The organism is Kitasatospora aureofaciens (assembly GCF_001188955.3).
Classification (GTDB): domain Bacteria; phylum Actinomycetota; class Actinomycetes; order Streptomycetales; family Streptomycetaceae; genus Kitasatospora; species Kitasatospora aureofaciens.
In genome coordinates, this window is record NZ_JPRF03000021.1 from 576178 (window position 1) to 597727 (window position 21550).

Here is a 21550-nt window from a genome sequence, read left to right on the forward strand (position 1 = left end):
ATGGTGGCCCTCGCAGTACCCGTACAGGCAGGGCCTGGAGCGTTCCGCCACGAGGCGGCAGGCTCTCACCTGCACGCATCGCACGAGCCCGGGAGGTTTGGACATGCCGACACGGTACGAGCGGGGTCGGGCTCGGCAGGCCGAGCTGAGTGGGGCAGGCGAGATTCGGCAGCGGGTCTACGACTCTCTGGCCGACATTGCACCGGACCTGCCGCGACTGGCCGTCGAGTTCGCCTACGGCGATATCCATGCCCGGCCTGGACTGGACGCCGGGCGACGGGAACTGGATCGTCCGTGCTGACGTCGGGACACCTTGTCCTGCGTCAACCCCACCGCGGCGGCCAGTGGCGCGACGACGGCGCCCTTCGCGAGGTGGCCGTGCGGGGCGAGCACCGGAGGGCCGGACGGCGGCGAAGTCGAGGCATGAGCGCCTGCGGCCCGTCGGTGACGAGCTCCGCGCGTACGGCCCTACCTCTTCACCGTGAAGTAGTCGCGCCCATCCACTGTCAGCTCGAGCACGGTGCCGTAGCGGGCGCGCGCCTCGGCCACTTTCCCTGCCCCTTCCGGAACTTGCGCGCAACGGTGGTACGTGCCGCCGCCGGACGGCGACAGACAGGGCGCGGGCTCCTCGATCCGGTTCACGAGCGCCAGATCCAGCCGGTCCCAGTCGATCGCGAGCCCGTCTGCCGTCAGCCGCGGGCTGGGCATCGGCCGGCCGTCTGGATAGTGACCACGGGTGCGCTGGTACTCCAGGGCGTAGCGGACGGTGCCGGTCGCGTACGGTCCGTCCTGGCCCTTCTCGTCCACCGGACCCCACCTGGTGAGGCCGGCCGCGCGGATCCCGGGCAGCACCGAGGTGATGTCTCCCCGGACACCGAAGTCCGCGGTGGCGTGCATCTTGCAGTTCAACACCACCTGCGTACCTGGCTCGAGAAGGTTCTGGGAACCCCTCTCGCAGGTGTCCTCGAGCAGGGTCACTACGGGCTCCAGCCCCTCCACCCGGCCCAGGCGATCGATCAGGTCACGGATTCGTGCCTCCTCCGCCTTGGAGGCGTCCGGCTGCACGCTCCACGAGGCGATCGACATCTTCGGAGAACGGTATGAGCAGCTCCGCTGCGACCGGCCGGACGACTTCCAGGTGAGCCGTGAGGAGTATGGCCGCAACGTCTACACCTGACCCGGGGACGGCGTCTCGATCGGTCAAACTCACCTGGCAATCGGTCAAGGGCATCTGTCACAGGACATCCGTAACGCCCGGTAGTCCGCAGGCAGTTGGAAACCGAGCACCTTGGGCCGCTGCTCCCACGGGACCGGGACCACTCCGCCCGCGGGCGGCGGCCCGATCACGGCGCCGAGCCGGTCCAGCATCGCCTCGATGTCCACGTCTGCTCCCGTCAGCCGCCCGTAACCGCCGGAGGGTATCGGCTTCCGGTGACAGCGCAGGCGGGCACCCCCCCCCGACCCTGGGCGCCTTCCTCCAAGGCGTGGCCGAGGCCTTGGAGCACATGGAGAACCGGCACTATGGCGGCACGGTCTCCCGCCCCATGCTGAACGAGGACGGCGCGGTGTACTGGTAGACGTCGACGGGTCACCTAGCTATAAAACTGTCGGACGTTGGTGACGCGCGTCACACCTGACTTCTGTCAGCAATCGGGGCGCCGTCTCGTTCAAGGGGCACGTGAACGAGACAGGAGCATCGCCATGAAGCACCGCATCGTGGTACTCGGCGCTGGATACGCCGGGGCCTTCGCCGCCGGAAACCTGGCCCGGCGGCTCTCACCCGCCGACACCGAGATCACCGTCGTCAATGCCGTGCCCGACTTCGTTGAGCGGATGCGGCTTCACCAGCTTGCGATCGGCCAGGACCTCGCGTTCCGCAAGCTCGCCGACGTATTCGCGGGCACCGGGGTGCGGCTGCGGCTGGCACGCGTCACCGGCGTCGACCCCGAGCGCAGGACTGTCGCCGTGACCGGCGAGGACGGCGACGGCGAGCTGGCGTACGACACGCTTCTCTACGCGCTCGGCAGCTCGGTCGCTCACCATGGCGTGCCCGGCGTGGCCGAGTACGCCTTCGATGTGACGGGCCGGTCCTCGGCGCTGCGTCTGCGCGAGCGCCTGGCCGGCCTGGGCGAGGGCGGGACCGTGCTGGTCGTCGGTGAGGGGCTGACCGGCATTGAGACCGCCACCGAGTTCGCCGAGTCGCGGCCCGATCTCTCGGTCGCGCTCGCCGCCCGCGGCGAGCTGGGTGCCTGGCTCTCCCCGAAGGCCCGCCACCACCTGCGCCAGGCTTTCGACCGGTTCGGCATCACTGTCCACGAGCACACCGCCATCGAAGCGGTCGAGCCGACACGGGCGATCGCCGCCGACGGTACGGCCGTCCCTGCCGACGTAACCGTGTGGTCGGCCGGGTTCGCCGTGCATCCGATTGCGGCCGCCAGCGGCCTGGAGGTCGCCGAGACCGGCCAGATCGTCGTCGACCGCACCATGCGCTCGGTCTCGCACCCGGACGTGTACGCCGCCGGCGACAGCGCCTACGCGATCGGTGACAACGGTCGGCCGCTGCCGATGTCCTGCGGCTCGGCCGGCTATACCAACATGCAGGCAACCGCCGCGATCATCGCGCGCCTGACCGGCAGCAAGGTCCCGACCACCGCGCTGAAGTACTACGGCAACACCATCAGCCTCGGGCAGCGGGACGCGATCCTCCAGACGGTGGACGAGGAGGCCCGATCGAAGTCCTGGTACCTGGGCGGCAGGCCCGCCGCGCGGCTCAAGTCGGGTGTGCTCAAGGGGTCCCGGTGGAGCATCGCCCACCCGACCTTCGGCATGCCGAAGCGCAAGCGCCGCCTGGCCATCGCGAAGGACCGGTCCGATGCGCCGGTCTCCGCATAGCCTGTGCCTCATGGACAGCGTCGCCATCGATCGGTTCGAGGCCAGCCGGGGCCTGCTGGCCCCGCTCGCGTACCGCCTGCTCGGCTCGGCCGCCGATGCCGAGGACGCCGTGCAGGAGGCGTTCCTGCGCTGGCAGGCCGCGGACCGGGACCAGATCGAGGTGCCGGAGGCGTGGCTGACGAAAGTCGTCACCAACCTCTGCCTTGACCGGCTCCGTTCGGCGCAGGCACGCCATGAGCGCGCTGCCGGGGACTGGCTGCCCGAGCCGCTGCTCGAAGGCGACCCGATGCTCGGCCCGGCTGACACCTTCGAGCAGCGCGAATCCGTTTCCTTGGCCGTACTGACGCTGATGGAGCGCCTCTCGCCGGTCGAGCGGGCCGCTTTCGTCCTGCGCGAGGCGTTCTCGTACCCGCACGCCGAGATCGCCAGGATCCTCGACATAAGCGAGTCCGCGAGCCAGCAACATGTCCACCGGGCCCGGCGCCGGGTCGCCACCGAGCGCCGTGGCGGCGACGTGGTGGACCCCGCGTCCGCACGCCGGGTCGTCGAGGAGTTCCTCGCCGCCGCCACGTCGGGGCGCACCGAACGGCTGGTGGCGCTGCTCACCGACGACGCGGTCGCGGTCTCGGACGGCGCCGGACTGGCCAGGCGGCTGCTGTGGTACAACACGCGCGAGCGGATCGCCTCCTACGTGCGGGCCGGCTTCAAGCCCACGCCGGCGAAGCGGCGGATGGCCGGCGGTTCCCCCGCGCTCCATATCGCGCTGCTCAACGGCTCCCCGGCCGTCATGGCCGTGATCGAGGGCCGGGTCGTGGGCGTGGTGGCGTTCGAGGTCAGTGACGGCAAGGTCGCGTCCCTGCGCGGCATCGCCGCCGCGGACCGGCTCACGCGCCTCAACGAGGCCTGGCGGCAGCACGAACCCGACGCGCCGGTCATCAACGCATGGTGACCAGAGCCATCGGAATCCGGTGAACTGAGTCGGAGCGAGGACGCCCCTTCGGCGCCGCGCTGCACAGCAGCGGAGGGGGGCGAAGCACGTTGGTCTCCCGAATCAGACCGGCCATGCAGTTCTGACCCCCGATGGCCAACCATCGGTCGGCACAGTGGCCACCTACGAATCGTCACGGGGGGCTGCCAGGGTAGCTCCATCGCGTCGCAGGGAGGCGGGTGTACGGCCGATGAAGTCCCGTGCGGTACGGGTGAGGTGGGCCTGGTCGGCGAAGCCTGCAGTGGCTGCGGCAACGGCGGCAGCCCCAGCCGGCAGGTCGGCGACTGCGGTACGGAGCCGGCCCCATCGCCGCAGGCGGGTGAGCGTGATGCCCACGTCCTGCCGGACCAAGGTGCGCAGCCGCGGTGCCGACAGGCCGACCTCCTCGGCGATGGACGCGAGGGGCATGTCCGAATCGCGGAGCATACATACGTAGAGGGCGTGGGCGACTCTCGGGTCGAGCGGTGTTGGGCGCCCTGCGACTGCCCGCAGTTCGGTGAATCCGGCGGCCAGATCCACCTGGGTGCCGGGGCCGTCGGGACCGGCGGTCCCGAGCGCAGCGAGCAGGCGGCGGACCTCGCCTGCATCGAGTCGTATCGGCCCCGGGCAGGAGGGCAACAGCCAGGAGTCGACGAACAGCGCGATGTAGGGAGAGGTGGCCGCGCAGACGTGGGCCAGCTGGGGCGGGACGATCAGCCCGGGGGCTGCCACCATGCGTAGTCCCGGTTGGAGGAGTTCGGCGTGGCCGCCGATGGAGAGCACGGCTTTCCACGCGGGCAACCGGTGCTCGGAGACGCGAAATGGGCGGGACTCGGCGAACATCGTCGCCTCGGTACCGGCAGCGAAGACGATGCGGCGATCGTTTTGTTCAAGCTCCCAGGCGCGGGGCGATCGGATCATCACCCTATGCACGCTATCGCTGCCGTCGCCCTGGGGCGACGCTGTCGTTGCGTCAACGGCTCAGCGGTACTCCGGTCGAGTTGGTCGTCGGTCAGGTGACCGCGATCGACACCACTGCCCGGACCGTGTGGATCGGCGACGAGCCCCGGGTGATCGGCTACGACACCCTGGTCTACGCGGTGGGCAGCCAGGCACGGCTTGACGATGTTCCGGGAGCAGCCGTGCACGCACACGCCGTCGCCGGCCCTGAGAGGACGTTAAGTCCCTTTATTCATGGTTGGGGATCACTCGTTCGTGTGATCGTTCGACGAACTGGCGTGCTGGCCGGGGGGGTAGGTGATGTTGTGCGGCGTATGGAGAGACCGGCGTATCCGAGTGACGTGACAGACGAGCAGTGGGAACTGGTCAGACCGATGATCGAGTCGTGGAAGCAGGAGCGGGTGGCCCGGTCGGCGACCGGAGATCCTGGGTCCTGCGACCTGCGGGAGGTCGTGAACGCGATCTTCTACCAGAACCGGACGGGCTGTCAGTGGCGTTACCTCCCGCACGACCTGCCGCCGTGGTCGGCGGTGTTCTACTACTTCACGCTGTGGCGGCAGGACGGCCTTGACCAGCGAATACAGGAGCTGCTGCGCTGCCAGGTGCGGGAGAGAGCCAAGCGATTAGAGGACCCGTCCCTCGTGATCATCGACACCCAGTCCGTCCGTGCGGCGGCCGGTGTCCCGAAGACCACGACGGGACTGGACGCCGGCAAGAAGGTGCCGGGCCGTAAGCGTGGGCTCGTGGTCGATGTGCTGGGCCTGATCACCTCCAACACGCGCTGCGCCGTGAGCACCACCGGCAGGACGTCGCCGACCGTGCCCGCGAGGCCGCCCACCAGGCCCACCAGACCACCGACCTCGCCCACCGACGCCTCGCCGGCACCGCAGCCCAACCCCTCTACACCGCCCTCAACCGCGCCGGCATCCACACCCTCACCGACGACGACCGCCAAGCCGTCCGCAACCTCACCCACCACCTCGACCCCGCCACGCTGCGCCAGGTCATGAGCTGGCTGGAGCACACCCGTACCGCGGCACTCGCGCTGCGCGGCACCGAGCAGGCCTCGCCCGTCCGTCCCAGGGCGCGCCGCAGCCAGTTCTGACCGACCGAGCGGGCCCCAAGGCACCTGCCCCTTCCGTTGCGCGCCCCCAGCCGGTGACTTCCGGCTGGGGGCGCGCTGCTCCGACGTCACCGTCGCGCTGTCCACAGCCAACCCCGGCCAGGTGGCGCCATGACGACGACGAAGAAGACCACAGCGCCCTGCTAGGCCCACACCGCCGACAGCTGGGGCAACTGCCCGGTGGCAGAACTGCGCACCGCCCAGACACGGCTCCTGGCGCTACTGGAGCGGTACGCCGACGGCCCGCTGAGCATGGACGACCGGTTCAGCCCGGACGACCACCCAGCGGGCGATCCGCCTGCTTGCGGCTCTCCTGGATGTGCCCCCCCAGAGCCGTACGCCGCCACGCCCGCGGCTCCCGCTGGCCCGCCGGCCGCAAGCTGCGCCAGGCGGTGAACCACCGGGGTGTTCACGAGTGGGGCTGACCAGCGGGGCGAGAGCAGGGTTGAAGATCGCTTCCCAAATGGCGAGTGATCGTTTCCCGAAAGAACTGGGGCGCTGTTGGTCGGCGTGCCGGGCAGGCTGTGCGACCGGCCGGCGAAGACGAACCCGTTGATCCTGGATTCCAGGTTCAGGTCGCGACCGGCTTGCTGGCCTTGGTGTTGGTCGCCGCGATGGCCCTGGCGCGCTCGAAGGCGGCGACGGGGTCGCGCTCACCGGTCCACGGCCCGGCACCACAGAAGGGGCCACTGGAATCCCCGGTGCGGGATGCCGTACCCGGTGTCCCTGAGCACTCGGCGTGCGATGCCGCCGCCCTGCCGGAACCGGCCCGGCATATCAACTGAGCAAGCATCAGTTCTGCTGACGCTAAGAGCGGTTCGACGGCTACCCTGGGCCTGTTGGGAGGGATCGGATCGGACGGGAGGGGCAAGGAATGGATCCGGAGCTGATAGGTCTGGCGTCTGCCGCTGCCACGGCGCTGGTGGGCCGACTTGCGGCTGATGGCTGGGAGCAGGCCAAGCGGGCGGTGGTCGCCCTGTGGCGCCGGTCCGGCCGGGCGAACGAGGCCGAGGTAGTAGCGGGCGAGCTGGAGGAGTGCCGCAGCGAACTCCTGGCCTCCGGCCAGTCCGAAGAAGGCCAGGCCGCGGCACGCGAGATGGCGATCGAGTGGCGTGGCCGGCTGCGCGGTCTGCTCGCCGCCGAACCGGCGCTGGCCGAGGAACTGCGCGCGCTGCTGACCGAACTGCGCCCCGACCAGCCCGAGTCCGGCGCGCGGGTGGAGATGCACGGCACCGCGTCGGACCAAGCGAAGATCTACATGTCCGGCGGCTCCATGCACATCAGCGGTTCATGACCGATCGGGGGCCCACGGTCCACCTGGAGGCGTTCGCCTCCGGATCGGGCACCATCTACCTGGCGGCAGGCGACCAGTACATCGCCGAGCGGGATCTCCACCTGCACTACTGGGACGGCGTACACCGGGTGCGTCGCGTCCGACCCGGTTCGGACGGTCCGGACGACTGCCCCTATCCCGGCATGTCCGCCTTCACGGCCGAGCAGGCGGCGTGGTTCTTCGGCCGCGACCGGGTGAGGGCGCGACTGGTGGGCCTGCTGGACGAATCCCTCCGGCAGGGTGGTGCAGTCGCTGTGGTCGCCCCCTCGGGCGCGGGCAAGTCCTCGCTGCTGCGGGCCGGCCTGGTGCCTGCCCTCGCCCGGGGCGCCCTGCCGGGCTCGCGGCGCTGGCCTTGCCTGGTGTTCACGCCGACCGCCGAACCGCTCGTCGCGCTGACGATGCACCTGGCCGCACTCACCCAGGCCGATCCGGCCGAGATCGGGGCCGAGCTGGCCGAGCGGCCCACCGCCTTGGCGGATCGGCTGCGCGAGGTTCTGGAGGAGCGCGGAGCGGACCGGCTGGTGCTGATCGTCGACCAGGTCGAGGAACTGTTCACACAGGGTGCCGAGGACACCATCGGGCCGGATCGTCAGGACTTCCTCGCCGCGCTCGGCTCGCTGGCCCAGGCGCGTGGCCAGGACGGGCCGTTGGCCCTGGTGGTGTACGGGGTACGGGCCGACTTCTACGCCCGCTGCGCGCCGTATCCGTTGCTGCGGGAGGCCTTGGAGCACCGGCAGGTGTTCGTCGGTCCGATGTCGGCCACCGAGCTGCGGGAGGCGATCCTGCATCCGGCGCGCTCGGTCGGCCTGGACCTCGAGGAGGGGCTGGTCGAGCTGCTGCTCACCGATCTCGGCGTGGCCACTGCCCAGGGCTCACCCGCCACCGCGACACAGGACGAGCACCCGGAGTCAGGTTACGAGTCCGGCCGCCTGCCGCTGCTCGCCCACGCGCTGCGCGTCACCTGGCAGCAGCGGCACGGCTCGACCCTGACGGTGGCTGGTTACCGGGCGGCCGGCCGGATCCAGGGGGCGGTCGCCGAGACCGCCGAACGGGCGTACCGCCGGCTGAGTGCCGAAGCGCGGCGCGTCGCGGAGCCGCTGTTCCGGCGTCTGGTGCGGATCGGGGAGGACACCGCCGACACCCGGCGCACCGTGCGGGCCGACCGGCTGACCGAGGGACTGGACCCGCAGGGCACGCAGGCCGTGCTGAGTGGTTTCACCGAGCAGCGGCTGCTGACCATGCGGCGGGACACCGTGGAGATCACCCATGAGGCGCTGCTGACCGCCTGGCCCCGGCTGCGTTCCTGGGTCGACGCTGACCGGGCGGGTCTGCTGGTCCAGCAGAGGCTCGGCGAGGACGCGGACAGCTGGCACCACGACAACGCCGCGCTCTACCGGGGCAGCCGGTTGGAGCTCGCCCGTGACTGGGCGGCCAGTCATCCGGGCGAACTCCGTCCGGTGGAAAGCGAGTTCCTGGCCGCGAGCGATCGCGCCGGTCGGCGCCGTAGGCGGTGGCTGGTCGGTACGGTCACGGCCCTGGTCGGGCTGCTGGTGGCATCGCTGGCCGCGACCGTCCTGGCAATTCGGGAACTGGACACCGCCCAGGAACGGCAACGTCGGATCCTCGCCCACGAGTTGGTCGGCAAGGCGAGCGGCGCACAGGCCAACGATCCGAGACTGGCCCTGCAACTGAGCATCGCGGCCGATCGGATCGACCACAGCCCCGAGTCCACCGACAGCGTGCTCCGCAGCCTGCTCACCCCGTACGCGGCCACCCTGGTGGGGCATGGGAGCATGGTGCGCGCGGCGAGGTTCAGCCCCGACGGCCGGGTGCTCGCCACCGGGGGAGCGGACAGCACGGTGCTGCTCTGGGACACCTCGACCCCGCACCCGGAACAGCCGGTCGGCACGCTGCATGCGGCACCCGGCGGGGTGAACACACTCGCTTTCAGCCCCGACGGGCACACGCTGGCCGTCGGCGCGAAGGACTCCGTCGACCTGTGGAACGTCAGCGACCCGCACAAGCCGGTGTCCGGAAACGGACTCAGGACCGGTCACGGGCGCGTGTGGCAGGCGCGGTTCAGCGGCGACGGGCGCATTCTCGCGACCGCCGACGAGGACGGCACGGCGGTGCTCTGGAGCCTCGATGGCATCGGGGAGCCTCAGCCGCTCGGTTCGGTCACGGGCGGAGACGGCGGCGTCAGTGCCGTCTCGTTCGGCCCGGACGGCCGCACGCTGGCCATCGGGAACGACGGCGGAACGGAACTGCTGTGGGACATCGCCGACCCGCACGTCCCGCGCCGACTTGGCCAACCGCTCACCGACCACTCCGACTGGGTCACCGCGCTCACCTTCAGCCCGGACGGTCACCGTCTGGCGAGTGGCGGCGGCGATGGCGTGGCGACGCTCTGGGACGTCAGCGATCTGAGCAGGCCCGCCTTCCTGACCCAGGTCGTCACCGACAGCCCGGTTGCGGCTATGCGGCTTACCGCCAACCAGCTCAACGTCCTGGGGGAGAGCCACCGCCTGGACACCTGGGACCTCGGCAACCCGAGCCAGCCCCGCCACACCGGTCAGCAACTCGGCGGCGCCGCCTGGTCGACGGCGGCGGCCATGAGCCCGGACCTGCATATGCTCGCCACCGGCAACACGGGCAGCACCGACAACACCGTTGTGCTGTGGAGGGACCAGCGGGACATCCGTGACCGGGCAGCCCTGGATCCGATAGGAGCCGGGGCATGGGCAGTGACCTTCAGCCCAGACGGACACACCCTGGCCGTCGGCGGCGGTGACGGATCGGTGGTGCTGTGGGACGTCCAGGCCCCGGACAGGCCCCGCCGACTGGCCCAGCTCACCGGCGGCACCACCTACGTGGACGCTATGGCGTTCGCCCCGGACGGGACCACCCTGGCGACCGGCAGCACCGACGCCACCATCACGCTGTGGGACACCCGCGATCCCGAGCACCCACGCGAGATCTCCCGGGTGACGGCGCCCGCCGGAGTCCGAACACTGGCGTTCCAACCCGGCGGCCACCGCCTGGCCGACGGTGACGGCGACGGCGGGGTGACCGTCTGGGACGTCACCGACCCCGCGCAGCCCGTCCGCTACGAGCTGAGCCACTCCGCCGCCCGCGAGGCCGTCGGCGCGCTAGCGTTCAGTCCGGACGGACGCCAACTGGCATCCGGCGGAGTTGACGGCACGGTGACGCTGTACGCCCTCCACGCGGCGCTCCGACACTACGACTTTCAACAGCTGCCCGGGCACACCGCAGGCGTGGACACGGTGGCGTTCAGCCCCGACGGACACACACTCGCCGTCGGCAGCTCCGACGCCAGCATCATCCTGTACGACACCACCAAGCTGCACGACGCCCAGCAGCTCGGCCAGCCGCTCACCCAACACGCAAGCTGGGTACGCTCGGTGGTGTTCAGCCCCGACGGTCACACGCTGATCTCCGGAAGCAACGATGGCACGTTCATCATCTGGGACACCACCGACCGGACCCAGCCACAGGCGATCTCGACCTCGGACCGCTATCCGAGCAGCGTCGTCGCCCTGGCCCTCGCCCCCGGCGGACCCTTGCTCGCCAGCGCCGACCAGGATGGCACGGTCCATCTGACGGACCTGAGCGCCCTCGACGACCTGCGCACCCACGCCGTGGACCGCGCCTGCGCCCGCGTCGGCCAGGGCCTGAGCCGGACCGACTGGTCCCGCTACCTCCCCGGCCAGGCCTACCGGGACACCTGCCCGTCGTGACGGTGCCCGCAGGCCGTTACTGAGGGGGTCTGTACGGTCTTCGGTGTAACTCCCGATCAAGAGAGAACACCTGATGAGCGACGTGATCGTCTCCGCGGAGGCGGTTGAGGAAGTCCGGCCGGTCGAGCTCGCGCCGGACGTACTGGACGAGCAGTTGATCGGGCAGTTGGTCGACCGGGCCCGCGCCGGAGGCGTCAAACTGACCGGCGAGGGCGGGCTCCTGCAGCAGCTCACCAAACGCGTCCTGGAGGCCGCCCTGGAGGGCGAGATCACCGACCACCTCGGCTACGAGAAGCACGACCCGGCCGGCGCCGGCTCGGGGAACTCCCGCAACGGCACCCGCTCGAAGACCGTGGTCACCGACGTAGGGCCGGTCGAGATCGACGTGCCCCGCGATCGGGAGGGCAGCTTCGAGCCGCAGATCGTGCGCAAGCGCCAGCGCCGGCTGACCGGCGTGGACGACATGGTCCTGTCCCTGTCCGCCCGGGGCCTGACACACGGTGAGATCTCCGCCCACCTGGCCGAGGTCTACGGCGCGAACGTGTCCAAGCAGACCATCTCCACCATCACCGACAAGGTGATCGACGGGATGGCCGAGTGGCAGAACCGGCCCCTGGACCCGGTCTACCCAGTGATCTTCATCGACTGCGTCCACGTGAAGATCCGCGATGGTCAGGTGGCGAACCGCCCGATCTACGTCGCGCTCGCGGTCACCGTCGAGGGCACCCGCGAGATCCTCGGTCTGTGGGCCGGCGACGGCGGCGAGGGCGCCAAGTACTGGCTCCACGTCCTCACCGAGATCAAGAATCGCGGCGTCGGCGATGTGTGCATGGTCGTCTGCGACGGCCTCAAGGGCCTGCCCGACGCCATCGAGACCGTCTGGCCGCAGGCCATCACCCAGACCTGCGTGGTCCACCTGATGCGCGCGTCCTTTCGATACGCAGCTCGCCAGGACTGGGACAAGATCTCGAAGGCACTCAAGCCCGTCTACACCGCCCCGACCGCGAAAGCGGCCGAGGACCGGTTCCTGGAGTTCCAGGAGGCCTGGGGCGACAAGTATCCGGCGATCGTGAAGATGTGGTCGGACGCCTGGGCCGAGTTCGTCCCCTTCCTCCAGTTCGACACCGAGATCCGCCGGGTCGTCTGCACCACCAACGCGATCGAGTCGGTCAACGCCCGCATCCGCAAGGCCGTCCGAGCCCGCGGCCACTTCCCCAACGAGCAGGCCGCGTTGAAGTGCGTCTACATGGCCATCATGGCGCTCGACCCGACCGGAGCCGGCCGCAAACGCTGGACCACCCGCTGGAAGGCCGCACTGAACGCCTTCGAGATCACCTTCGACGGCCGACTCTCCATCGGCCGCCGGTAGTACAAATCAACCTGAGTTACACCGTTGGCTGGACACACCCCACGTCAAGCAGCTTCAGGTCCCCCGAAGAGACCGACTCGGCGGCACCCTCCACGAGTACCGACACGCCGCTTGACCAGGCCGGATGATTAACCGGCACCCGCAGAGCGCCCGGCGAACGCCGGAGGCCCCCGGGCTCCGTCGGGTCGGACCGGCGGCGATCCTCCGCCAGGCCCTACCCGGCCCGGCTGGACTGTCGACGCCGACCGGAATCCGGCACCGCCCCTTGGCCCGACCGATGCCCCACGGGCGGCCCCTGACGGCGACCGCCGTGCCCTGACGCACCGTCCGGCCCAGGAGTGCGGTCCGGGCCCCACACGGCCTGGGAACGGCCCTTCCCGGGCCTTCCGATGCAGCTCCCGATGTGGCTCCTGCTGTAGCTCCTGATGCCAGCACCCCCGCCCCGGGCGCGGGGTGGCATCTGCGCAGGTCACAGGGTCAGCCAAGGTGGCCGGAAAATCCGACATCCCTTTCTGCACGCCCCTGTCCTCCTGGTGGTGGGGGGTGGTGGGGTGGTGCGCTGTCGGGTCGGGATGGCCTGCGGCGCTGCTGGCGGGGCCCGGCCCAGTTGGTCGGCCGGTGGACCTCTATGCGGCGGGGTGGGCGGCGGAGATCTGGTCGACCAGGACGGCGAATGGCATGTCCAGGGCGGTGTAGAGGGTGGCGGCCTCGGGAGCGGCGTTGTCGGCCAGGGCCTCGACCATGAGGGTGGCGTAGTCGCTGACGATGACGCCCGCCTGCTGCATGCGCAGCAGTCCGGTCTCACGCTTGGCCTGGCTGAAGGTGCCGGAGGCGTCGACGACGACGTAGGCGTCGTAGCCGGCGGCCGTCGCGGAGATCGCGGGCAGTGCGGCGCACACCTCAAGCGACACCCGGGCGAAGACCAGCTTCTGCCGGCCGGTGGCTTTGATGGCCTCGCGGACTCGGTCGTCGTGCCAGGCGTTGACCGTGCTGCGGTCGATGATCTTCTGTCCGGCCGGCAGCACCTGGACCAGCTCGGGGGCGGTCGGCCCCCACATGCTGTCGGCCGCGGTGGTGGTGACGACCAGCGGGATACCCAACACGGTCGCCGCGCGTGCCAGCGCCACCACGTTGTGCTTCAGCTCGCCGAGCGGGATGTCCCGGACGCCGGACAGCAGGCCCACTTGGTGGTCGACCAGCACCACGGCGGCGTTCTCCCGGGTGATCGGCTCCAGGAACTTGCTGCGCTCGCTCATCTTTCACTCCTTCGGAGGTTGAGCCACACCCTCATCGGTCATCAATCGTGATGGTCGATTTTGAGCGGTCTGCTCCAGATGGAGGCCGCCACCTCCATCTCCATCATGCGCACGATCGAGGAACGCCACTCGAAGGCACTGGGCACGCAGGAGTGACGGCGTCGGCGGCGTCGCGGGTGGCGGGGTCGGGGTCGTTCAGCTGTGGGGCGATCAGCTCGGCGGCCGCGGCCGAGCACAGGGGCGGGGACGGTCGCCGACCGCAGGTGCGCGAGCTGGGAGGCGGCCTTCTCTCCGGGTGTGGCCTGGGCGCGGGCGTCGGGGGATCAGGGCGCTGATGCCGCGGGGCAGGGGCTGGGTGCTGGTCACCCGACTCAGCCGCCGGGGACGGCCCGGTGTTCGGCGGGGTGGTGCGTCGTGGAACCCGGGCATCGCCGGCCCGGCCCGGCCCGGCCCGGCCCGGCCCGGCCCGGCGCACCGGACGCCACCGCCGGACGTGACGCCGTCCGTCGGCTGGTTGCCCGCGTACGGGGCCCGGGCTGTTCGGCAGGGGGTTCGGCTCGTAGTTCGGTACGGGGTCCGGTGCCGGGTTCGATCTGCGGTTCGGTTCAGCCACCGGCCCTGACCGCGCTTGCCCCCTGTTCGCGCAGCTCAGGGGTGCCGGAAGAGCGAACTCACCACTTCGACTTATCTTCCTGGGCCCCTGCCTGGTGGTTGTGGTGGGTGGGTTGGGGGCGTTGGTCGGTGTGGCCGGGCGCTGCGCTGAGCCGTGGCCGGTGTGGAATCTTGGAGGCGTCTTCGGCGAAGGTGGTGTAGCGGACGAAGTGGAGCCGGTTCTCGATGGGCCACTGCGATCTGGCGTTGAGATCGGTCGCCATGAACTTCCTTCGCAGGACGGGAAGTTCGATCGCCGACACGCGTCGAAAGCTCTCCCTCATCCCGCACACCGCTCCGCTCGACCTCTTCGACATCCCCTGCGACCTGCACATTCGCGCCTGAAATCCGACCTTGCAACAGCCCTGCACACCCGCCGGGGCTGGGCAGGCACCCGGCGAACGCGGGAACGCACTTGGCGATCTTGGCGGCTCACGGCCTTGGCCTTGGGAAGAGATCGGGCGGGGCAACGGTGTTGACCGGACTACCTTCGGCGTTTATGCAGGTCAGATTCGTGCTGGCACCGCATGTCAGTTCCAGCCGCCGTGGTCGTTCCAGAACGTGGACCACACGCGGTTGTCGAACCCGATGACGAACAGATCCAGGTTTCCGGGGGCGCGGGATACCGCCGCCAACTGCTGGGTGGTGTGGTCGAACACCGCCGACCCGGGCAGCGGGAAGAAGTCTCCGTTCCACCCGTTCTGGTCGTTCCAGAACGTGGACCACACGCGGTTGTCGAACCCGATGACGAACAGATCCAGGTTTCCGGGGGCGCGGGATACGGCCGCCAACTGCTGGGTGGTGTGGTCGAACACCGCCGACCCGGGCAGCGGGAAGAAGTCTCCGTTCCACCCGTTCTGGTCGTTCCAGAACGTGGACCACACGCGGTTGTCGAACCCGATGACGAACAGATCCAGGTTTCCGGGGGCGCGGGATACGGCCGCCAACTGCTGGGTGGTGTGGTCGAACACCGCCGACCCGGGCAGCGGGAAGAAGTCTCCGTTCCACCCGTTCTGGTCGTTCCAGAACGTGGACCACACGCGGTTGTCGAACCCGATGACGAACAGATCCAGGTTTCCGGGGGCGCGGGACACCGCCGCCAACTGCTGGGTGGTGTGGTCGAACACCGCCGACCCAGGCAGCGGGAAGAAGCCCGCGTCCAGGTAGTTCACCGTGAGCGAGTCCATCGCCGTCGTGACGCTCGTCAAAGACCTTCCGAACGCGCTGATGTTGGTCGTGTCACCAGTGTTGGGATCAGCGCCGACAGTCCCGTCCGCGTTGGAGCCGACGGCCACCGAGAAGTCGACCGGGGTGAATCTCGGCAGCGACGTGCCTGGCTCGCCCGAGTTCGGCGCCTCGACGATCCACTCCAGGCTGTTGCCGTTCAACGACGCGCCGGGCGGGGGGGCTAGCTGGATGTTGAAGTAAAGTCCCCGGTCGACGTTGCCGAACATCACGAAGCCTTGACCATTCTGGTAAGCAAGCCTCGCAAACACCTCATCGCCGGGTTCGATGGGCATGTTCTCGATGTTGGTCTGGAAGATGTAGGCGGGTGACCCGTCGACCTCCGGAGCGAACCACTCGTACCAGGGAATGTAAGTCGCCGAGCCATTGGCGTCGACGGATTGCTGTACGCCCGCCTGGAGGACGTCGCTGGAACCGTACGCTCCGTCGATACCCACCCATGAGGAGGAATCCCAGCCCCCGTCGTTCCCGGCCGGAGTCGAGGGAATGCTCACTGCCGGCACCCGCCAGGTGCCCATGGCGATTGCCCACGTCCCCGCGATGGTGCTGCCAGCCCAATTGTTCGAAGTAAAATCGGTGTCCGTGACCTGCTCGCGCGACGTCAGCTCATGCGTGACGCCCACCTGCGGCGCGAGACGGGGAACGATGCGTGCGTCATCCGGCCAGTCCCGGTCGAGCAGGCGTCGACGCAGCGCAGCGACACGCCCGTCCGCGCCGTCCAGCGGCCCGAGTAATTCACTCGCGATGGCTTCCGCGTGACTCAGCGGCTTATCCCCATCCTTCGGGAGCCATTGAATCGCCGTAGCTCCCGAAATGTTTGTCTCTGCAAGTGCGGAAAAGCTACCGATGTCTTGGGGCATGGATCCTCCCATGACAGAGCAGGGGCACCAGCATTTACAAGCAGTATGCGCTCCCCCAGGAAAGCGCGCTACCACGGCACGGTCGACTCCAGGGGCGCAGCAGTCGCCGCGCCGTACCTTCCCGCAGCCCTCATGGGCGGCGTCTTTGCCCCATGAGGTGCCCAGGGCCAGGGCCAGGGGATCGAGCACGGCTACCTCGCCGACTACCGGGTGCTCGTCCCGGTGGTGACCGACGAGGACCTGCGCGACCTGCTCATCCTGCCCGCCGTCGCCGACCTGCGTTCCCAGCGCTCGAACGAGGACCTGCTGCGCCTGGCCCCGCGAGAAGCACGGCGAGCTGATCTCCTGGCTCGACCGGCAGCGCTACCTGAACGGCCAGGGCCTGCTCGATGCCGTTCGGGTCTCGGAGCTGGACGCGCTCGGCATGATCTGGTCCAAGCACGCCAACGCCCCGACCGTCGATCTCCAGACGGCCACTACCCGACCTGCCAAGCGCGGGCAGCCCATCACCCGCTGGTGCATCCGCAAACCGCCGCCCTGGCCGTCCTCGCCATCCGGGGCGCCTGGGTCGCTGCTCCTGAACGTGGTCGGGGATGCCTCACGCGTGGCATGGAGCAGGTCAGCCGCCGGATCTCCGCGGCCGACTCGGTGCCGTCCTGGCATCGGGGCCGGGGGTGTGGTGTGGGTGGCCGTCAGGCCGCCGTCCAGGAGGCGGTGCACCGCCCCCGAGGGAGGCCTCGGCGGTGAGGCTGCGCCCCGCCCCGCTCAGCCCCGCTCAGCCCCGCTGCGCTCCGCCCGCACCGTGCCGCCTCGGCGCCCCCAGCGTTTTTCGAGGGCCGTCAGGCCCCGGCCCGCGCCGAAGGCCCGCGTGTCTTCTGGTCTCTCTTCCGGTCGTCCATGGTGGTGTTGTGTCTCGGTGTTCGGGAGGTGTTGGCCGGGCCGCGCCCCCGGGTAGCTGTCAGTCCGAGGTGGTCAGGTACTCGCTCGGCGGGATTCGGCTGATCGTGTCCATGGTGAATGCTCCCACGGCCATGGCGGCCGCTCCGGCGATCGCGCCCAGGGAGGCGAGCGTCGGGCCGTCGTGGTTCGGGATGTCGCCCGTGGACAGGTAGGCCCCGATCAACGTGCCCATCAGGACCCGCTCGATGTTCGGTGCGGCGTCCGGACCCATGCCCCGTGCACTGCCCTGGACTGAGGTTCCCCCGACGTGCGGAAGGTTGCCGGAGATGGCCTGATTGGCCATGAGAAGGGAGCCTCTGCCATGGCCGCACCGATGAAGTACCCGCCCGAGTTGCGACGGCGTGCGGTGGAGATGTACCGCACCGCCGACCCGAAGCCCGTGATCCGCAAGATGGCCCGCGACCTGGGCGTGCACCACGAAGCGCTGCGCAACTGGATCCGCCAGGACGAGGCGGACCGGGGCGAGCGGGACGACCGGCTGACCACCGCGGAGAAGGAGGAGCTGGCCGCTCTGCGGAAGGAGAACGCCGAGCTCCGCCGGTCCTGCGAGATCCTCAAGGCCGCCTCGGCTTTTTTCGCCCAGGAGCTCGACCCGACCCGGCGACGGTACTGAAGCTCATCGACGAGCACCAGGACCGCTTCGGGGCCGAGCCCGTCCTCCGGGAACTGCACATCCCCGCCTCCACCTACTACCGCTGGCGCCGCGACGTGGCGGAGCCGTGCGAGCGCAAGCGCCACGACGCCGAGCTCACCGAGCACATCCGCCGCATCCACGCCGACTCCGACGAGACGTACGGCTCCCCGCGCGTCCACGCCGTCCTGCGGCGCGAGGGCACCCGGGTCGGCCGAAAGCGGGTCGAACGCCTCATGCGCCAGGCCGGCATCCAGGGCGTCAGCCCGCGCCGGCCCCGCTCCTTCACCCGCCGCGACCCGGCGGCGGATCTCGCCCCGGACCTGGTCCAGCGCGACTTCACCGCCGTCGCGCCGAACCGGCTGTGGGTCGCCGACATCTCGCTGATCCCCACCGGCGAGGGACCGTGGTGGCTGGCCACGATCCGCGACGCCTTCTCCCGCCGGATCGTGGGCTGGCACACCTCCGAGCGGGCGGACGCCGACCTCGTGCTCACCGCGCTGGAGTACGCCCTGCACGGCCGCCCCGTCGAACCCGGCCAACTGGTCCATCACAGCGACCATGGGTGTCAATACACGTCCATCAAGCTCACAACTCGACTGCTGAAGGCGGGAATCGAGCCGAGCATGGGAAGCGTGGGGGACTCGTTCGACAACGCCCTCGCCGAGAACTTCTGGAGCGTGCTGAAGACCGAGTGCGTGCGTCGCACGACCTTCGAGACCCGCACTGACGCCGACCTGGCCCTGTTCGCCTACATCGACGGCTGGTACAACACCCGCCGCATCCAGAAGCGCCTGGGCTGGCTCAGCCCCGACGAGTACGAGGCGAAGTTCTACGCCGACCAGGCGACGGCCGAACCGGTGACCGTCGAACCACCCACACCCGTCCTGACCAGGTAATCAACGCCTCCCGTGCAGCGGGGGAAGCTCAGACGATGCCGGCGATGGTGATGGCCAGTGGACTGGCATCGGGTCGGCCGGCGATCTTGGCCGCCTGGTCCGCCGCCTGGTTCGGCGTCTGGCCGTTCTGGAACACCAGCCGACCGAGCTCGCCGAGTTCCTCGACATCCTGCTCGGTCAGGCCGGCCATCGCCTGGAGCCGGAGCAGGTGGTAGCGGAATCTGTGGTTGTTCACGTCCTCGACGAAGAACCGGGTCATCAGGCCGAGGGAGTCGTCAGCCTGCGGGAAGTCAGACATGGTGCTGCCCTTCGGATGCGGCGGCTCGGGCCGGTGCAGGTCATGCCTGCTCCCGACGCGAGAGCGGGCGGATCGTCCGTCGACGACACTATGGGCACCCGCCCGGCCCCGCCCGCGCGCCTGAGCCAACCGTGGGCACACCGTCAAGTCCGGCACCCGCCGTATACGCCACACGCCGCCCGACACCACCCGCCCCGATCCAGACCCCGCCGCCGCGCCCCAGCTGGAGCTGGCCCCGCGCCGCAGCCGGCCCGGGCCCGCCGACCGGGACCTGGGCCGCCCGATCCTCGACTCCCCGCTGGTGCGCGGGGCGATGTGGCTGCGCTGGAGCGGCCACGACGGCATCCGTACCCTCCACCACAGCGCGGGCCTGGCCCGGGGTCGGACGGAGCGCGACGTCGACGGCCTGGACGGCTGGGTGGCCCTGGCGGAGCGCCCGATCGTCTACAGCGTCCGCCCGGGCGGCCCGCCGGAGCCGGTGGTGCACGCCGAGGCGTGGGAGGCCGGCGCGACGCTGCACGCCGCCCTCGCCCAACACCCAGCCCCCACTCACTTGACCCAGGAGGAGGACGAGTCCGACGGCCAGGAGCACGCTCTGCTCGGCGACCTCCTCAGCCGGATCCGCCGCCGGGCCGCCGGAATGACCCTGGAGAACATCCAGCAGGCCCTGGAACAAGCCCAGTTCGAGGAACGCTGCGCCGACCGGCACGCCGACGCCGGCCACGAGAGCGCCTACGCCACCGCCGCTGACACCCTCGCCGAGTGGCAGCGCATCCACGACCACACCGCCGCCACCCGCGCCGAGCCGCCGGCGCTACGACCCCGACCACGACACCGCCCTCCAGCACACGCCGAGCGCTACGACCCCGACCACGACACCGCCCTCCAGCACGCGCCGAGCGCTACGACCCCGACGACGACACCGCCCTCCAGTACGCGCTGCGCCGTGAGCACCACAGGCAGGACGTCGCCGACCGTGCCCGCGAGGCCGCCCACCAGGCCCGACAGACCACCGACCTCGCCCACCGCCGCCTCGCCGGCACCGCAGCCCAGCCCCTCTACACCGCCCTCGACCGCGCCGGCATCCACACCCTCACCGACGACGACCACCAAGCCGTCCGCAACCTCACCCGCACCCTCGACCCCGCCACGCTGCGCCAGGTCATGAGCTGGCTGGAGCGCACCCGCACCGCCGCCGTTGCGCTGCGCGGCCCCGGGCAGGAGCGGCCCGGGCGGCCCGTCGTACGGCGCAGCACGTTCTGACGGACCGGGCCCGCCCAGAGGTGTTGACCTTGATCTTCGGCGGGCGTTGGATAGGCGCTCCCGGGCCGGGGCCCCACACCCGGCCCGCAGCACGGGAAGGAACCGGTGCCCTGTGTCGACGGTGGCCGTGAGGGCGTCCTGGAGTGTTCGCACGCCTGCGAGCATGGGCGGGGGCGCCTCCCACCCCGCGTGTCTCTCCGCTCTACCCGCCGTGGGCCGTCGTCTTGCCCGCCACTGCGGCGGCCGTGCGGATGAAGGCGGCCAGGGCTGGGGAGGTGGCGTGCTCGGGCCAGGCGAGGAGGAGAGTGGTGGGCTCGGCATCATCGACTGGGACAGCGACCAGGTCGTCGCGGAGCTGGTCGCGGATGGAGGAGGGGAGGACGGCGACCATGCGGCGCAAGGCGACGAGGTGGAGAAGCTGCCCAAGGTCGTGGATTTCGGGTCCGTGTGATCTACCCTCAGATGCGCCCGGCCAGCGCGGCAGGGGCTCCCCGGCGAGGTCGTTCAGGCAGACCCGGGTACGGCCCGCGAGGCGATGCGAACTCGGCATCACGAGAACTTGAGTCTCGGTCAGGAGGTCCTGGGTGTCCAGGCCGGTGAGGTCGTGGTGGGGGCGGTGAAGCAGGGCGGCGTCGGCACGGCCCTCCCGTAGGAGGATCTCACGCTCGCCGAAGCTGCACACCAGCTCGACTGGCAGCGCACCCGGCTCAGTCTGATAGGCGTCGAGGATCGCGGGCAGCAGGCCGCCGTCGCCGCCCGGCTTGATGACCAGGACCAGACGCGGGTCGCCGCGGCCGGCCCGCCGGGTGCGGCGCGCCGCGGCCGACGCGGCGTCGAGCACCGTACGGCTCTCGCGGAGCAGGACGGCCCCCGCCTCGGTCAGTGCGACCCGGCGACCGCCACGTTCCAACAGGGCCACGCCCAGCCGTCGTTCGAGCTGCTGAATGGCGCGGGAAAGAGGCGGTTGGGTCATACCCAGCCGGGCGGCCGCCCGACCGAAGTGCAGTTCCTCGGCGACAGCGGTGAAGTAGACGAGCTCGCGGACCTCCAGACTTTCCATACCCGCACGGTATCGCTGCTTACCT

At 70.3% G+C, this 21550-nt stretch carries 17 protein-coding genes and 1 pseudogene; 10 read left to right on the forward strand and 8 right to left on the reverse strand.

Annotated features, from left to right (window positions below; translation table 11 throughout):
• Window positions 1–468: 468 nt before the first annotated feature.
• Entirely contained in the window at window positions 469–1086 is a 618-nt protein-coding gene (locus HS99_RS15290) for a hypothetical protein (RefSeq protein ID WP_232543264.1), read from the reverse strand.
• Window positions 1087–1701: 615 nt separating this feature from the next.
• Here HS99_RS15290 and HS99_RS15295 point away from each other — a divergent pair.
• Together HS99_RS15295 and HS99_RS15300 are read left to right on the forward strand one after the other, a co-directional pair.
• A complete protein-coding gene (locus HS99_RS15295; protein WP_030556383.1) occupies window positions 1702–2892 on the forward strand; it encodes an NAD(P)/FAD-dependent oxidoreductase in 1191 nt (396 codons plus the stop codon).
• Between the two features lie 10 nt (window positions 2893–2902).
• Window positions 2903–3841: a sigma-70 family RNA polymerase sigma factor gene (locus HS99_RS15300; protein WP_030556381.1), complete on the forward strand. Its 939-nt coding sequence runs from the start codon at window positions 2903–2905 to the stop codon at window positions 3839–3841.
• A gap of 162 nt (window positions 3842–4003) precedes the next feature.
• On the opposite strand, the gene HS99_RS46675 is transcribed toward HS99_RS15300, so the two are convergent.
• Window positions 4004–4780 (reverse strand): helix-turn-helix domain-containing protein, encoded by a 777-nt coding sequence (locus HS99_RS46675; protein ID WP_232543272.1) that lies wholly within the window; start codon window positions 4778–4780, stop codon window positions 4004–4006.
• 353 nt (window positions 4781–5133) lie between these two features.
• Here HS99_RS46675 and HS99_RS48130 point away from each other — a divergent pair.
• The 4 genes and pseudogenes from HS99_RS48130 to HS99_RS15325 all read left to right on the forward strand — a co-directional run.
• Window positions 5134–5586 (forward strand): annotated as a pseudogene (locus HS99_RS48130) (transposase); the annotation flags it as partial.
• A 1230-nt stretch (window positions 5587–6816) separates the two neighbouring features.
• Window positions 6817–7236 (forward strand): hypothetical protein, encoded by a 420-nt coding sequence (locus HS99_RS15315; RefSeq protein ID WP_030556374.1) that lies wholly within the window; start codon window positions 6817–6819, stop codon window positions 7234–7236.
• Entirely contained in the window at window positions 7233–11033 is a 3801-nt protein-coding gene (locus HS99_RS15320) for a WD40 repeat domain-containing protein (protein WP_050366129.1), read from the forward strand. Before HS99_RS15315 ends, HS99_RS15320 begins: the two co-directional genes overlap by 4 nt.
• Window positions 11034–11115: 82 nt before the next feature.
• Window positions 11116–12402 (forward strand): IS256 family transposase, encoded by a 1287-nt coding sequence (locus HS99_RS15325; RefSeq protein WP_370863245.1) that lies wholly within the window; start codon window positions 11116–11118, stop codon window positions 12400–12402.
• A 626-nt stretch (window positions 12403–13028) separates the two neighbouring features.
• On the opposite strand, the gene HS99_RS15330 is transcribed toward HS99_RS15325, so the two are convergent.
• Both HS99_RS15330 and HS99_RS44085 read right to left on the reverse strand, forming a co-directional pair.
• Window positions 13029–13658 carry an isochorismatase family protein gene (locus HS99_RS15330; protein WP_030558416.1) on the reverse strand — a complete coding sequence of 210 codons (630 nt, stop codon included), beginning with the start codon at window positions 13656–13658 and terminating at the stop codon, window positions 13029–13031.
• Between the two features lie 671 nt (window positions 13659–14329).
• A complete protein-coding gene (locus HS99_RS44085) occupies window positions 14330–14533 on the reverse strand; it encodes a hypothetical protein (protein WP_107050830.1) in 204 nt (67 codons plus the stop codon).
• Between HS99_RS44085 and HS99_RS47805 the strand changes: the two genes are divergently transcribed.
• The gene (locus tag HS99_RS47805) at window positions 14532–14654 is read left to right on the forward strand and encodes a hypothetical protein (RefSeq protein WP_267885612.1); all 123 of its coding nucleotides are present in this window, start codon (window positions 14532–14534) and stop codon (window positions 14652–14654) included. The two genes, HS99_RS44085 and HS99_RS47805, sit on opposite strands and share 2 nt — an antisense overlap.
• Window positions 14655–14839: 185 nt before the next feature.
• On the opposite strand, the gene HS99_RS15335 is transcribed toward HS99_RS47805, so the two are convergent.
• Window positions 14840–16414, reverse strand: coding sequence for a G1 family glutamic endopeptidase (locus tag HS99_RS15335; RefSeq protein WP_170066667.1), 1575 nt, complete (start codon window positions 16412–16414; stop codon window positions 14840–14842).
• Window positions 16415–17372: 958 nt separating this feature from the next.
• Window positions 17373–17657, reverse strand: coding sequence for a hypothetical protein (locus HS99_RS15340; RefSeq protein WP_141763733.1), 285 nt, complete (start codon window positions 17655–17657; stop codon window positions 17373–17375).
• Window positions 17658–17675: 18 nt separating this feature from the next.
• On the opposite strand from HS99_RS15340, the gene HS99_RS15345 reads away from it, so the two are divergent.
• Window positions 17676–17987, forward strand: coding sequence for a transposase (locus HS99_RS15345; protein ID WP_030558521.1), 312 nt, complete (start codon window positions 17676–17678; stop codon window positions 17985–17987).
• A 5-nt stretch (window positions 17988–17992) separates the two neighbouring features.
• On the forward strand, window positions 17993–18904 hold the full coding sequence (locus tag HS99_RS15350; RefSeq protein ID WP_240520922.1) for an IS3 family transposase: 912 nt from the start codon (window positions 17993–17995) through the stop codon (window positions 18902–18904).
• Window positions 18905–18932: 28 nt separating this feature from the next.
• Here the strand turns inward: HS99_RS15350 and HS99_RS15355 are convergent, their stop codons facing one another.
• Window positions 18933–19202, reverse strand: a complete 270-nt coding sequence (locus tag HS99_RS15355; RefSeq protein ID WP_030558112.1) for a hypothetical protein — start codon at window positions 19200–19202, stop codon at window positions 18933–18935.
• A gap of 301 nt (window positions 19203–19503) precedes the next feature.
• Here HS99_RS15355 and HS99_RS45880 point away from each other — a divergent pair, with 301 nt between their 5' ends.
• A complete protein-coding gene (locus tag HS99_RS45880; RefSeq protein ID WP_191898914.1) occupies window positions 19504–20370 on the forward strand; it encodes a hypothetical protein in 867 nt (288 codons plus the stop codon).
• Window positions 20371–20667: 297 nt separating this feature from the next.
• Here the strand turns inward: HS99_RS45880 and HS99_RS15370 are convergent, their stop codons facing one another.
• The gene (locus HS99_RS15370) at window positions 20668–21525 is read right to left on the reverse strand and encodes a LysR family transcriptional regulator (RefSeq protein WP_030558113.1); all 858 of its coding nucleotides are present in this window, start codon (window positions 21523–21525) and stop codon (window positions 20668–20670) included.
• Window positions 21526–21550 lie beyond the last annotated feature (25 nt).

Bases quoted from the DNA above. Each gene is read 5' to 3' on its own strand.
- HS99_RS15370 (WP_030558113.1), bottom strand. From the start codon at position 21,525: ATGGAAAGTCTGGAGGTCCGCGAGCTCGTCTACTTCACCGCTGTCGCC.
- HS99_RS47805 (WP_267885612.1), top strand. From the start codon at position 14,532: ATGAACTTCCTTCGCAGGACGGGAAGTTCGATCGCCGACACGCGTCGA.
- HS99_RS15330 (WP_030558416.1), bottom strand. From the start codon at position 13,658: ATGAGCGAGCGCAGCAAGTTCCTGGAGCCGATCACCCGGGAGAACGCC.
- HS99_RS15290 (WP_232543264.1), bottom strand. From the start codon at position 1,086: ATGTCGATCGCCTCGTGGAGCGTGCAGCCGGACGCCTCCAAGGCGGAG.
- HS99_RS46675 (WP_232543272.1), bottom strand. From the start codon at position 4,780: ATGATCCGATCGCCCCGCGCCTGGGAGCTTGAACAAAACGATCGCCGC.
- HS99_RS15340 (WP_141763733.1), bottom strand. From the start codon at position 17,657: ATGGCCAATCAGGCCATCTCCGGCAACCTTCCGCACGTCGGGGGAACC.
- HS99_RS15355 (WP_030558112.1), bottom strand. From the start codon at position 19,202: ATGTCTGACTTCCCGCAGGCTGACGACTCCCTCGGCCTGATGACCCGG.
- HS99_RS44085 (WP_107050830.1), bottom strand. From the start codon at position 14,533: ATGGCGACCGATCTCAACGCCAGATCGCAGTGGCCCATCGAGAACCGG.
- HS99_RS15320 (WP_050366129.1), top strand. From the start codon at position 7,233: ATGACCGATCGGGGGCCCACGGTCCACCTGGAGGCGTTCGCCTCCGGA.
- HS99_RS15335 (WP_170066667.1), bottom strand. From the start codon at position 16,414: ATGCCCCAAGACATCGGTAGCTTTTCCGCACTTGCAGAGACAAACATT.
- HS99_RS15300 (WP_030556381.1), top strand. From the start codon at position 2,903: ATGGACAGCGTCGCCATCGATCGGTTCGAGGCCAGCCGGGGCCTGCTG.
- HS99_RS15295 (WP_030556383.1), top strand. From the start codon at position 1,702: ATGAAGCACCGCATCGTGGTACTCGGCGCTGGATACGCCGGGGCCTTC.
- HS99_RS15345 (WP_030558521.1), top strand. From the start codon at position 17,676: ATGGCCGCACCGATGAAGTACCCGCCCGAGTTGCGACGGCGTGCGGTG.
- HS99_RS15315 (WP_030556374.1), top strand. From the start codon at position 6,817: ATGGATCCGGAGCTGATAGGTCTGGCGTCTGCCGCTGCCACGGCGCTG.